The 12273-nt window shown below is 69.8% G+C and carries 13 protein-coding genes and 1 tRNA gene; 8 read left to right on the top strand and 6 right to left on the bottom strand.

The window, feature by feature from the left end; genetic code table 11:
* Window position 1: 1 nt before the first annotated feature.
* Window positions 2-83, bottom strand: a tRNA-Tyr gene (locus Q7T15_RS04675).
* Between the two features lie 142 nt (window positions 84-225).
* Here Q7T15_RS04675 and Q7T15_RS04670 point away from each other — a divergent pair.
* The 6 genes from Q7T15_RS04670 to Q7T15_RS04645 all read left to right on the top strand — a co-directional run bounded on the left by Q7T15_RS04670 (window position 226) and on the right by Q7T15_RS04645 (window position 5794).
* Window positions 226-1257, top strand: coding sequence for a LacI family DNA-binding transcriptional regulator (locus Q7T15_RS04670; protein WP_304693772.1), 1032 nt, complete (start codon window positions 226-228; stop codon window positions 1255-1257).
* 69 nt (window positions 1258-1326) lie between these two features.
* Window positions 1327-1815: a YajQ family cyclic di-GMP-binding protein gene (locus Q7T15_RS04665; protein ID WP_304693770.1), complete on the top strand. Its 489-nt coding sequence runs from the start codon at window positions 1327-1329 to the stop codon at window positions 1813-1815.
* 9 nt (window positions 1816-1824) lie between these two features.
* Complete coding sequence (locus Q7T15_RS04660) at window positions 1825-3054, top strand: MFS transporter (protein ID WP_304693768.1); 1230 nt, start codon at window positions 1825-1827, stop codon at window positions 3052-3054.
* A 9-nt stretch (window positions 3055-3063) separates the two neighbouring features.
* Window positions 3064-4551: a cardiolipin synthase gene (gene cls, locus Q7T15_RS04655; protein WP_304693766.1), complete on the top strand. Its 1488-nt coding sequence runs from the start codon at window positions 3064-3066 to the stop codon at window positions 4549-4551.
* 26 nt (window positions 4552-4577) lie between these two features.
* Window positions 4578-4988 carry a DUF1801 domain-containing protein gene (locus Q7T15_RS04650; RefSeq protein ID WP_304693764.1) on the top strand — a complete coding sequence of 137 codons (411 nt, stop codon included), beginning with the start codon at window positions 4578-4580 and terminating at the stop codon, window positions 4986-4988.
* A 281-nt stretch (window positions 4989-5269) separates the two neighbouring features.
* Window positions 5270-5794, top strand: coding sequence for a hypothetical protein (locus Q7T15_RS04645; protein WP_304693762.1), 525 nt, complete (start codon window positions 5270-5272; stop codon window positions 5792-5794).
* On the opposite strand, the gene Q7T15_RS04640 is transcribed toward Q7T15_RS04645, so the two are convergent.
* Together Q7T15_RS04640 and Q7T15_RS04635 are read right to left on the bottom strand one after the other, a co-directional pair.
* Complete coding sequence (locus tag Q7T15_RS04640) at window positions 5783-6766, bottom strand: IS481 family transposase (protein ID WP_370689100.1); 984 nt, start codon at window positions 6764-6766, stop codon at window positions 5783-5785. The two genes, Q7T15_RS04645 and Q7T15_RS04640, sit on opposite strands and share 12 nt — an antisense overlap.
* Before the next feature lie 105 nt (window positions 6767-6871).
* Entirely contained in the window at window positions 6872-7828 is a 957-nt protein-coding gene (locus Q7T15_RS04635; RefSeq protein WP_304693758.1) for a GlxA family transcriptional regulator, read from the bottom strand.
* 95 nt (window positions 7829-7923) lie between these two features.
* Here Q7T15_RS04635 and Q7T15_RS04630 point away from each other — a divergent pair, with 95 nt between their 5' ends.
* The gene (locus tag Q7T15_RS04630; RefSeq protein ID WP_304693756.1) at window positions 7924-8082 is read left to right on the top strand and encodes a hypothetical protein; all 159 of its coding nucleotides are present in this window, start codon (window positions 7924-7926) and stop codon (window positions 8080-8082) included.
* A gap of 234 nt (window positions 8083-8316) precedes the next feature.
* Window positions 8317-8688, top strand: a complete 372-nt coding sequence (locus Q7T15_RS04625) for a VOC family protein (protein WP_304693754.1) — start codon at window positions 8317-8319, stop codon at window positions 8686-8688.
* A 58-nt stretch (window positions 8689-8746) separates the two neighbouring features.
* On the opposite strand, the gene sucD is transcribed toward Q7T15_RS04625, so the two are convergent.
* The 3 genes from sucD to Q7T15_RS04610 form a co-directional block, all read right to left on the bottom strand.
* Window positions 8747-9649 (bottom strand): succinate--CoA ligase subunit alpha, encoded by a 903-nt coding sequence (sucD, locus tag Q7T15_RS04620; protein WP_304693752.1) that lies wholly within the window; start codon window positions 9647-9649, stop codon window positions 8747-8749.
* Between the two features lie 11 nt (window positions 9650-9660).
* Window positions 9661-10824: an ADP-forming succinate--CoA ligase subunit beta gene (gene sucC / locus Q7T15_RS04615; RefSeq protein WP_304693750.1), complete on the bottom strand. Its 1164-nt coding sequence runs from the start codon at window positions 10822-10824 to the stop codon at window positions 9661-9663.
* Window positions 10825-11015: 191 nt separating this feature from the next.
* Window positions 11016-12273 (bottom strand): PP2C family protein-serine/threonine phosphatase (locus tag Q7T15_RS04610; RefSeq protein ID WP_370689099.1); only part of this gene is annotated, 1258 nt, incomplete at its 5' end.

Here is a 12273-nt window from a genome sequence, read left to right as displayed (position 1 = left end):
GTGGCGAGTGAGGGATTCGAACCCCCGAAGGCTGAGCCGTCTGATTTACAGTCAGATCCCTTTGGCCGCTAGGGTAACTCGCCGATCGCGCGGCGGCCGGGGCCGATCGCGCGAGAAACAGGATACAAGCTCCGGCGGGCGCGCGTGACCACGCCGTCGCAAGCGCTTGCATCTCCCGCACCGCGTGCCGGTATCCTCGCGAGAGACAGACGGAACGAGGATCAGATGGTGGGCATCGACGACGTCGCTCGCCGCGCGGGGGTGTCGACGGCGACCGTCTCGCGCGCGCTGAGCGGACGCGGGCACGTCGCCTCCGCCACGCGCGAGCGCGTCGAGGAGGCCGCGGCCGAGCTCGGCTACGTCGTCTCGGCGAGCGCCTCGAGCCTCGCGACCGGGCGCATGCGCAACATCGGCGTCGTCGTGCCGTTCCTCAACCGCTGGTTCTACACGTCCGTGCTCGAGGGGGCGCAGCGGCGCCTCATGCAGTACGGCTACGACCTCACCCTCTACAACCTCTCCGGGTCGAGCAACGAGCGCAGCACCGTGTTCGAGCAGTTCCTCCTGCGGCAGCGGGTCGACGCGGTCATCGCCGTGAGCCTCGAGCTCAGCGCCGAGGAGGTCGACTCGCTGCACGCCCTCGGCAAGCCGCTCGTCGGCGTCGGCGGGCCCATCCGCGGCGTGCCGACCGTGTCGATCGACGACGTCGGCGTCACGCGTCTCGCGACCGAGCACCTGCTCTCGCTCGGCCACACGGTCATCGGTCACATCGGAGGCGACGTCGACGCCGAGATGTCGTTCCACATGCCGACCAACCGCCGTCTCGGGTGGGAGGACGCGCTGCGCGACGCGGGCGTCGAGCCGCGGCCCGAGCTGTACTTCCCCGCCGTCTTCACGATGGAGAGCGGCTACGTCGCGGCGAAGCAGATGCTCGGCGACCCGCGCCTGCGCCCGACCGCCGTCGTCGTCGCGAGCGACGAGATGGCGATCGGCGTCATCCTCGCCGCGCGAGACATGGGGCTCGACGTGCCGCGCGACCTGTCGGTGGTCGGCATCGACGACCACGAGCTCGCACCGTTCTTCGGGCTCACGACCGTCGCGCAGTTCCCCGAGCAGCAGGGCGAGCGGGCCGTCGAGCTCCTCATGCGCGAGCTCGAGCAGACGCGCGAGGCGGAGCCGGCGAACCTGCAGCTGCCGTTCGAGCTCGTCGTGCGCTCGTCGACCGCCCGACCCCGGCCGGAGCGCGAGCCGCGCGGCTGACAGCCGCGATCGACCGATCACGTCGTCGGAGAAGGAATCAGCCATCCGCCCCGCACTACGATTGCCCGCATGGCTGATTCCTCATTCGACATCGTGAGCAAGGTCGACAAGATGGAGGCGGAGAACGCCGTCAACCAGGCGCAGAAGGAGGTCGCGCAGCGCTACGACTTCAAGGGCGTCGGTGCGTCGATCGAGTGGAGCGGCGAGAAGCTGCTGCTCAAGGCGAGCGCCGAGGAGCGCGTCAAGGCCGTCCTCGAGGTGCTCGAGTCGAAGATGATCAAGCGCGGCATCGGCATCCGCAGCCTCGACACGGGCGCTCCGTACGCGAGCGGCAAGGAGTTCCGCATCGAGGTCGGGCTCAAGAACGGCATTTCGAGCGATGACGCGAAGAAGATCGCGAAGATCATCCGCGAGGAGGGGCCGAAGAGCGTCAAGAGCCAGATCCAGGGCGACGAGCTGCGCGTGCAGTCGAAGAGCCGCGACGACCTGCAGGCGACCATGGCGCTCCTCAAGGGCAAGGACCTGGATGTCGCGCTGCAGTTCGTGAACTTCCGGTAGTCCGCGCCGGTGTCGGGCTCGGCCTCGGGCTCGGGCGACGGGCCTGCCGGCTGGGCGGGGCACGCCCGCGGCAGCCGCGAGTACCGACGGCTGCTCGTCGCTCTCGCCTTCGCGGGCGTCGCGACCTTCACGCAGCTGTACTCGACGCAGGGCATCCTGCCCCTCATCGCCCGCGATCTCGAGGTCGACGCCGCGACCGCCGCGCTCACCGTGTCGGGGACGACGGCGGGGCTCGCGGCGGCGGTCATCCCGTGGTCGTGGGTCGCCGACCGGATCGGCCGCCTGCCCGCGATGCGCATCGCGCTCGTGAGCGCGACCGTGCTCGGGCTGCTCGCGCCGCTCGCTCCCGACATCGTCTCGCTCGTCGGCGTGCGCATCGTCGAGGGCGTCGCGCTCGGCGGACTCCCTGCGATCGCGCTCACCTACCTCGCCGAGGAGGTCGATCGCCGTCACGCCGCCGCGGCCGCCGCGACCTACGTCGCCGGCACGAGCGTCGGCGGGCTGCTCGGTCGGCTCATCGCCGCCCCCGTCGCCGAGCAGACCGACTGGCGCGTGGGCGTCGCGACCGTCGCCGTCATCGCGGCGCTCGCGGCCGCCGTGTTCATGGTGCTCGCGCCGCGCGCCCGGGGCTTCGACCGCGGGCCCGTCGGCGGCGTCGCGCACGTCGCGCGCACGATCGCGCGGCTCGCCCGCGACCGCGTGCTCGTGTCGCTGTGGGCGCAGGGGTTCCTGCTCATGGGCGGGTTCGTGACCGTCTACAACTACCTCGCCTTCCACCTCGAGGGCGCGCCGTTCCTGCTGCCGCCGTCGCTCGCGTCGCTCCTGTTCACGGCGTACCTCGCCGGCACCGCCTCCTCGCGCGTCGCCGGCGCGATCGCGGAGCGGCTCGGCACGCGGCCCGTGCTCATCGCCTCGTCGGGAGTCATGCTCGCGGGGCTCGTGCTCACGCTCGTCGAGCAGCTCGCCGTCGTGATCGTGGGTCTCGTCGTGCTCACCGCGGGGTTCTTCGCGGGCCATGCGAGCGCATCCGCCGCGATCGGTCAGCGCGCCGCCTCGGGCCGCGCGCAGGCGACGAGCGTATACACGCTGGGCTACTACGCGGGGTCGAGCCTGTTCGGCTGGCTCGGTGGCTACGCCTACCTTGCGGGCGACTGGATGGCCGTGGTCGGCCTCGTCGCGGCACTCGCGACGATCGCGGGCGTCGTGGCTCTCATCGGCACGCGCCCGCCGCGTCACTAGACTCCGCCCATGACGACCATCGAGCTCGACACCGCCTCCGCGTGGGTGGTCTTCATCATCGGCGTGGTCGCCGTGCTCGCCCAGATCGTCATCGCGGTCACGTCGCTCGTCATCGTGCCGCGCAATCGCCGCCCGCAGACGGCCCTCGCCTGGCTGCTGCTGATCTACATCCTGCCGATCATCGGCTTCCTGCTCTTCCTCCTGCTGGGGTCGCGACGGCTGCCGAAGCGGCGGCGCGAGAAGCAGACGGAGATCAACCAGTACATCCTCGACACCACCGAGGGAATGGACCGCGTGCGGAAGGATCCGCCGTGGCCGCCGTGGCTCGAGCCGATCGTCGAGCTCAATCGCACGCTGGGGGCCATGCCGCTCGTCGGCGGCAACACCGCCGAGCTGTACACGGACTACGCCGAGTCGATCGCGGCGATGACCTCGGCCGTGCGCTCGGCGGAGCGCATCGTGCACGTGGAGTTCTACATCCTGTCGCTCGACGACGCGACGGCGGACTTCTTCGACGCGCTCGAGGACGCGGTGCGGCGCGGCCTCACGGTGCGCGTGCTCTACGACCACGTCGCGTCCGTGCGCGTGCCGGGGTATCGGAAGACGAAGCGGCGCCTGCAGAGCATGGGCGTCGACTTCCACGCGATGCTGCCGGTGCGGCCGTGGCGCGGGCAGTGGCAGCGGCCGGATCTGCGCAACCACCGCAAGTTCCTGATCATCGACGGCACGACGGCGTTCACGGGGTCGCAGAACATGGTCGACCGCGGCTACCACCGCAAGCCCCTCCGCAGCGGCGACCGGCTCGCGTGGAAGGAGCTCGTCGTGCGCTTCGACGGGCCGATCGCGGCGGGCATCGAAGCGCTCTTCGCGACCGACTGGTACTCGGAGACGGACGAGCTGCTGCTGCGCGAGAGCATCGTAGCGCCGGAGGTCGACCCGGAGCTCGGGCTCGACGCGCAGGTCGTGCCGAGCGGGCCGGCGTTCGAGGGCGAGAACAACCTGCGGCTGTTCAACTCGCTGCTGTACGCGGCGCAGGAGCAGATCCAGATCTGCTCGCCGTACTTCGTGCCCGACGAGTCGATGCTCTACGCGATCACGACCGCCGCGCAGAGCGGGCTGGACGTGCAGCTGTTCGTGTCGGAGATCGGCGACCAGACGCTCGTCTTCCACGCGCAGCGCTCGTACTACGAGGAGCTGCTGCGCGCGGGCGTGCGCATCTGGCTCTACCGCGCGCCGACCGTGCTCCACGCGAAGCACTTCACGATCGACGATCAGGTCGCAGTGATCGGGTCGAGCAACATGGACATGCGCTCGTTCAGCCTCAACCTGGAGGTCTCGGTGATGGTGCGCGGGGCATCCATCATCAAGCGCCTGCGGGAGGTCGAGCAGTCGTACCGCGACAACTCGACCGAGCTGACGCTCGAGACGTGGATGAATCGACCCGCCCACATGCGCGCGTTCGACGACCTCGCGCGCGTGACGGCGACCGTGCAGTAGGAGACCGTGCCGTAGGAGGAGGGGCGATGACGCAGAAGACGATGCCGACCGAGGTGCCGGTCGAGGAGTTCCTCGCGACGCTCGACGCGCGCCGCAGCGCGGAAGGTGCGCGGCTCGTGGAGCTGTTCCGCACGGAGACGGGCGCCGACCCGGTGATGTGGGGACCGACGATGATCGGCTTCGGCCGGTACGCGTACCGGTACGCGAGCGGGCACGAGGGCGTGTGGCCGCGGGCGGCGTTCTCGCCGCGGAAGGCGAAGCTGTCGTTCTACGGGCTGCAGACGCACCCGGAGGCCGCCGCGCTGCTCGAACGGCTCGGGCCGCACACGACGGGGGTCGACTGCGTGTACGCGAATCGGCTCGACGCGCTCGATCTCGATGTGCTGCGCGAGCTCGTCCGCCTGTCGTGGACGGTGACGGAGGACGCCGCGGTCTGAGGGCCGGCACCCGTCGCTCGCACCCGTCGGTCGACTGCGCCCGCTGGCCGCCCACCAGATCCGCCCCTGCTCTCTCCGCGGACGCTTCCAGAACTACGGAGTCGCCGAATCGTCCTCACCCACTCCGTACTTCTGGAAGGACGCAACGCGGAAGACGCGTTGGGTCGCCGGCGCCGACGGGTCGGTCTGGCGTCGTCGTCCACCGATCTGTCGGGAGGCCGGCTTTCCACCAGAGCGCTGCGGCGAGGGAGCGGAGTGAGCGGACCCGGCACGATCGCGCCGTGAGACTGTGGACCGCGTTCGAGGAGTTCATCCGCAGCCGCGGCGGCATCGTGTCGCGGGCCGAGCTGCTCGATGCCGGTTGGGATCCGGACGACATCTGGTTCGGCCGGCACCTTCGACGCCTCACCCCGCTGCGCCACGGCTGGTACGGCTCAGCCGACCTGCCGGACGACGTCCGACGTGCGTGGGCGGCGGGAGGGCCGCTCGCCTGCATCAGCGCTCTCGTGCATCTCGGCGAGCTCCCCGCCGATGACCCGCGCCGCGCGGACGGCATCATCCACGTCGCGCTCACCGCACACGGGAAGGCACCGGAGACCCGAGGCGTCGCCGCGATCGGGCTCCGGGTCGTGCACCACTTCGAGGACGACGGTCTGCACGCACGCCTGCCGGTCATCCCTCGGCGGCATGAGTCGCACGCTCCTCCGGCGCGACGCGGCAGCGTCAGTGCCGAGACCGCCTGGCGGCAGCTCGAGCGCTGCCGAGATCTTCCGCGACCTAGTTGTACTCGGCAGTCACCTTGGTGACACTCGGCTGATGGGTGGGAGCCCGTCGAGGGCTGAGTGGCGTCGTCGATTGTTGTAGTAGTCCAGCCAGGGTGCAAGTGCGTTCTGCCGGTCGTCGTTGGTGGTGAAGACCTGTCGATAGGCCCACTCGGTTTGCAGGGTGCGGTTGAACCGTTCGACCTTCCCGTTCTGCCAGGGGCAGTGCGGGCGGATGAGCACGTGTCGAGCGCCGAGTTGCTGCAGTGCGACGGCGACGTCGTTGGAGAGGCGATAGCCGAACGCGTTGTCGGTCATGACCCGCTCGATGCGATCGATGCCGTGCTCGGCGAAGAACCGGGCGCCGCGCAGCAGGAAGCCGGCGCAGGTGGCGCCTTTCTCGTCGGGCAGGATCTCGGAATACGCCAGCCGTGAATGGTCATCGACCATCGAGTGCACGTAGTCGAAGCCGATCTTTGCCCTCTTCTGCGCTGCAGTTTTTCCGTGTTCGCGGCCGTGAGCGCGCCAGCCGCCGCCGTCCGGGATGCGGCCGAGCTTCTTCACGTCCATGTGAACCAGCTCCCCGGGCCGCTGCCACTCATAACGGACTGCGGTGGTCTTGCTGGCGCGGATCACTTCTCCGGTCAGCGGGTCGCAGTCCGACAGTCGCGGCATTCCCCGACGCTTCAGGATCGCCCCGACAGTTCGTGATGGGATTCCCAACTCCGGACCGATCCAGTCCTGCCCGCGGCGCTGCTCCCGACGCAGCTGCACCACCCGCTCCTCGACCTCGACGGGAACCCGGCTCGGGGACCGGTGCGGCCGGCAGGACCGATCCTTCAACCCGGCCGCGCCTTCGCTTCGGAATCGTGCGATCCATCGGTGGGCGCACTGCCGGGAAACGCCGAGCTCTTTGGCGACATGAGCGACCGGTCGGCGCTCATGGACCACGCGTTGAACGATGAGCATCCGCCCGAATTCGTTCAAGCGCGGGCGGACAGTCCTACCCTGGGACACGAGAACCTCCGTGTGATCGTGAAGACGTTAGACATCTCCACTAAGCCCGGAGGTTCTCCTGTTTCACAAGACCGGAAGTGTCACCAAGGTCCCTGCCGAGTACAACTAGGAGGCGGCGCGCTGCACGCCGAACGCTCGGCGGTAGTCCCGCGGCGTCGTATGGAGCGTGCGGAGGAAGTGATGCCGCAGCACGGACGCCGTGCCGAAGCCGCACACTCGGGCGACCTCCTCGACCGACGCCTGCGTCTGCTCGAGAAGCTGCTGCGCGCGCAAGGTTCGCTGTCGGTTGAGCCAGGCCGCGGGGCTCGCGCCGAGCTCGGCGCGGAACCGTCGAGAGAACGTCCGGCTCGACATGTGCGCCCGCTGCGCGAGCTCCTCGACAGTGAGCTCCTCGTCGAGGTGGTCGAGCATCCAGTCCGTGAGGCGGCTGAACGGTGATAGGCCGACGTCGAGCGACGGCGGGGCGACGTACTGGCTCTGGCCTCCGTCCCGCTGCGGCGGCACCACCATGCGGCGGGCGATGACCGTCGCCGCCGCGGCACCGAGCTCGCGCCGCACGAGATGCAGGCACGCGTCGATTCCCGCGGCGGTCCCGGCGCCGGTGATGACGCGCCGATCCTCCACGAAGAGCACGTCGGCGTCGACCGTCGTGCGGGGGTACGTCCGCTGCATCTCCTCGGCGTACATCCAGTGCGTCGCGCTGCGCCGCCCGTCGAGGATGCCCGCCGCGCCCAGCACGAAGGAGCCGCTGCAGACGCTCAGCACCCAGGCGCCCCGCGCCTCCGCTTCTCGGATGACCTCGATGTAGCGCTCGTCGACGTCTCCGATGGTGCGCGCCGACACGGCGATGAGGTCGGCATCTGCCGCGACGGACAGATCATGCTCGACGACGATGTCGAAGCCGAGGCTCGTCCGCACCGGACCGGGGACCGCTGTCGCCACGCGGAAGTCGAACTCAGGCCCTCCCATCGCCGTCCGGTCGATGCCGAAGACCTCGCAGAGGACGCCGAACTCGAACGGCGCAAGGCCCGGCATGGCCAGAGCGGTGACGGTGCGGAGCATGGGCCCTCCTTCGCGATCCAGTTTGGCATGAAATCGACGGACTATGGCAAAGCTGCCACTTCTGGTAGGTCTTCGTCATCCGTAGATTTCCCGCCATGGTCCCACTCCTCATTCTGAGCGCGCTCGCGATCGTCGCGATCGCCGCCACTGCTTCCACCGTGCTGCGCGACGGCTACCGGAGGGCGCCCACGATCAGTCCGCGACGCGAGTACGAGCGAGCAGAGCACTATCGTGCCCGGAGCGCAGCGCCCTGACCTCGGACGACGACCGCCCACCGGGCGCCTTCCCCTGGATCTGCGCGCCCCCGCGGCGTACAATCGCGCCGTCTGCACGAGCGCCGAGCACCCTCGGCCCCCGCGGAGCCCGAGACCGCCCCGCTCACGCCCGGGCCCTCTCCTCCTCCCGCCCCGCGACGAGCCGGCGACGCATGGAGCGCCGCCGCGCCGCGCGAAAACTCTGATCGCTCCCGATGTCGAAGGAGACGTCTCATGATGAAAGCACTGCACACCGTCCTGCCCGCAGCGGATCTCGATCGCGCGCGGACCTTCTACCACGACAAGCTCGGCCTGGACCCCGACGAGACCCGCGAGGGCTCTCTCGTCTTCCACCCGGCGCCTGGCGCGGAGTTCGAGATCTACGAGACCCCGAACGCGGGCACTGCTCAGAACACCCAGATGGGCTGGATGACCGACGACCTCGACGGCGAGATGGCCGTCATGCGATCGCACGGCATCGTGTTCGAGGAGTACGACACTCCCGACATGAAGACCGTCAATGGTGTTCTGGAGGGGAAGGATCTGCGGGCCGCCTGGTTCCGCGACAGCGAGGGCAACTTCCTCTGCGTCAGTCAGCGGATCTGACCCGAACGGCCCGGCCGCTCACGAGGAGCGACGGGGCCGTCGGTGGTGCGGATGCTCGCTAGAGCCCCGCGATAATCTCGCGCATGAGGGCGGCGGCCTCGCTCGGCGTCTTGCCGACCTTCACGCCCGCGGCCTCGAGGGCCTCCTTCTTGGCCTGCGCCGTGCCGGCCGAGCCGGAGACGATCGCGCCCGCGTGACCCATCGTCTTGCCCTCGGGGGCCGTGAAGCCCGCGACGTAGCCGACGACCGGCTTCGTGACGTTGGCCGCGATGAAGTCGGCCGCGCGCTCCTCGGCGTCGCCGCCGATCTCGCCGATCATGACGATCGCCTTCGTCTCGGGGTCGGCTTCGAACGCCGCGAGGGCGTCGATGTGCGTCGTGCCGATGATGGGGTCGCCGCCGATGCCGATGGCGGTCGAGAAGCCCAGGTCGCGCAGCTCGTACATCATCTGGTAGGTCAGCGTGCCCGACTTCGACACGAGGCCGATGGGGCCCTTGCCGGTGATCGTCGCGGGAGTGATGCCGACGAGCGCCTCGCCCGGCGTGATGATGCCGGGGCAGTTCGGGCCGATGATGCGGGTCGTGCCGCCCTTGGCCTTCGCGTGCGCCCACAGCTCGGCCGAGTCGAGCACGGGGATGCCTTCGGTGATGATGACGAGGAGCGGGATCTCGGCGTCGATGGCCTCGATCGCCGCGTCCTTCGCGAACGCCGGGGGCACGAAGGCGATCGAGACGTCGGCGCCCGTGGCCGCCATGGCCTCGGCGACCGTGGCGAAGACGGGCAGTTCGACGGTCGAGCCGTCGGCCGCGGTGTGCGAGACGGTCGTGCCGGCCTTGCGGGCATTGACGCCGCCGACGACCTGCGTTCCCGCCTTGAGCATGAGCGCCGTGTGCTTGGTGCCCTCGCCGCCGGTGATGCCCTGGACGATGACCTTGGAATCCTTGTTGAGGAAGATCGACATGTTCGCGTCCCTTACTTCGCAGCCAGCTCGGCGGCCTTGTCGGCGCCCTCGTCCATGGAGCTCGCGATCGTCACGAGCGGGTGGTTCGCATCGGCGAGGATGCGGCGGCCCTCCTCTACGTTGTTGCCGTCGAGCCGCACGACGAGCGGCTTGGTCGCCGTGTCGCCGAGCATCTCGAGCGCCTTCACGATGCCGTTGGCGACGGCGTCGCACGCCGTGATGCCGCCGAAGACGTTGACGAACACGCTCTTGACCTGCGCGTCACCGAGGATGACGTCGAGGCCCGCGGCCATGACCTCGGCGGAGGCGCCGCCGCCGATGTCGAGGAAGTTGGCGGGCTTGACGCCGCCGTGCTTCTCGCCGGCGTAGGCGACGACATCGAGCGTCGACATGACGAGGCCCGCGCCGGTGCCGATGATGCCGACCTCGCCGTCGAGCTTGACGTAGTTGAGGTCGTGCTCCTTGGCCTTCGCCTCGAGCGGGTCGGTCGAGTCCTTGTCCTCGAGAGCGGCGTGGTCGGCCTGACGGAACGAGGCGTTCTCGTCGAGGGTGACCTTGCCGTCGAGGGCGACGATCGCACCAGAGCCGGTGAGCACGAGCGGGTTGACCTCGACGAGCGTCGCATCTTCCTTCACGTAGACCTCGTACAGGGCGACGAAGACGGGAGCGACCTTCTCGATCAGCTCGGTCGGGAACTTCGCCTCGACCGCGATCTCGCGCGCCTTGTCAAGGTCGATGCCGCGACCGGGGTCGACCTCGACGCGCGCGAGCGCCTCGGGGCGCTCCTCGGCGAGCTGCTCGATCTCCATGCCGCCCTCGTAGCTGCACAGGGCGAGGTAGCTGCGGTTGGCGCGGTCGAGCAGGACGGAGAAGTAGAACTCCTCCTTGATGTCCGCTCCGGCGGCGACCATGACGCGCTTGACGACGTGGCCCTTGATGTCGAGGCCGAGGATCGCCTCGGCCGCGGCCTCCGCGTCCTCCGGCGTCTTGGCGACCTTGACGCCGCCGGCCTTGCCGCGGCCCCCGGTCTTGACCTGGGCCTTCACGACCGTGACGCCGCCGAGCTTCTCGGCCGCGGCGCGGGCTTCCTCAGGGGTATCGGCGACGATGCCGGCGAGCACGGGAACACCGTGCTTCTCGAACATGTCGCGTGCTTGGTACTCGAAAAGATCCACGCTCTGCTCTTCCCATCCACGTGCGATGTACGTAGGAACCGGCCGGCGGTTCTCGGTCTCGAGGTGGTTCGACGTCGAGAGATCTCTCGATGTCGAGAGAAACGGCCTCGTCCAGGGTACTCCCGTCGGCGGGCGCCGATGACACGCGTCGGAGCCTCCTCGCAGGCCGCGAGGGTTCCGCGCGGCGCGGGTCAGGCGTCGCGGCGGACGACGAGGACGGTCACGTCGTCGGGGGCGATCCCGCGAGCGCGCGTGCGCATCGCGTCGACGATCTCGGCGGCGCTGTCGGCGAGCAGCGTGAGCGTCGTGACGCTCTCGAGCGCCTCGAGCACGCCGTCGTAGAGGTCGAGCACGCCGTCGCTCACGCTGATGAGCGCGTCGCCCGGCCCGATCGTCACCGTCTGCGGGATCCACTCTGTCTCGATGTCGATGCCGAGCGGCGGCGACGTCGACTTCAGCCGGTCGACGGTGCCGTCGACGCGCGCGATGAACGTCAGGCCGTGCCCCGCGTCGACGAACGTCAGCTCGCCCGAGTCCATGTCGAGGCGGCCGTGGAACAGCGTGACGAAGAGCCCGGTCGAGTCGAGGTCGCCGGTGAGGGATGCCGCGGCCGCGTCGACCGCGCCGGCGACGTCGCCGAATCGCGCCGCCGATCGCAGCACCGCCCGCACGGTGGCGGCGATGATCGCGGCCCCGATGCCCTTGCCCATGGTGTCGGCGAGGGTGAAGGCCGCGCCCTCCCCGACGGGGTACCAGTCGAAGAAGTCGCCGCCGACGGCGCGCGCCGGCAGGCACATGCCGGCGATGTCCCACCCCGGCATGCTCAGCAGCTGCTGCGGCAGGAGGCCCTGCTGCACCTCGGCGGCACGGCTGAGCTCCTGGCTGACCGAGAGCTCCTGCTGCACCCACGCGGCGAGGTCGCGGAGCATCGCGGCCTCCCGCTCGCCGAAGTGCCGCGGCTTCGCGTCGTAGACGCAGAACGAGCCGATGCGCTCGCCTCCGGGCGCGTAGAGCGGGTGGCCGGCGTAGAACTCGAAGGCTCCCGGGATCGCGATGCTCTCGAACCCGGGGGCGACGGTGAGGTCGGCGACGATGAGCGTGTCGTCCGACTCGATCGTGATCGCGCACGCCGAGTTCTCGCGCGGCACCTCCGTTCCGAACGGCCCGACCATCGACTTCGACCACTGCCGGTCGCGGTCGATGAGGTTGATCGCCGACCCGGTGACGCCGAACAGCTGCTGCGCGAGCCGCGTCACGCGGTCGAAGCGCTCCTCCGCCGGGGTGTCGAGGATGGCGAGCTCCTCGAGCGCGCGCTGCCTGGCCATCTCGTCGATGACGCCGCTGATCGAGACCGAGGGGAGGCCGCGGGCCGGGGTCAGGACGTCGCGCGACGCCTCGCGCGCGCGCACGAGCGTCCAGTGGTTGAAGCCCTCGACGCGGCGGTGCTCG

Origin of the sequence: Microcella sp. (assembly GCF_030645145.1) — a bacterium.
Lineage (GTDB): Bacteria > Actinomycetota > Actinomycetes > Actinomycetales > Microbacteriaceae > Microcella.
This window is presented reverse-complemented; position numbering and strand designations above follow the sequence as displayed.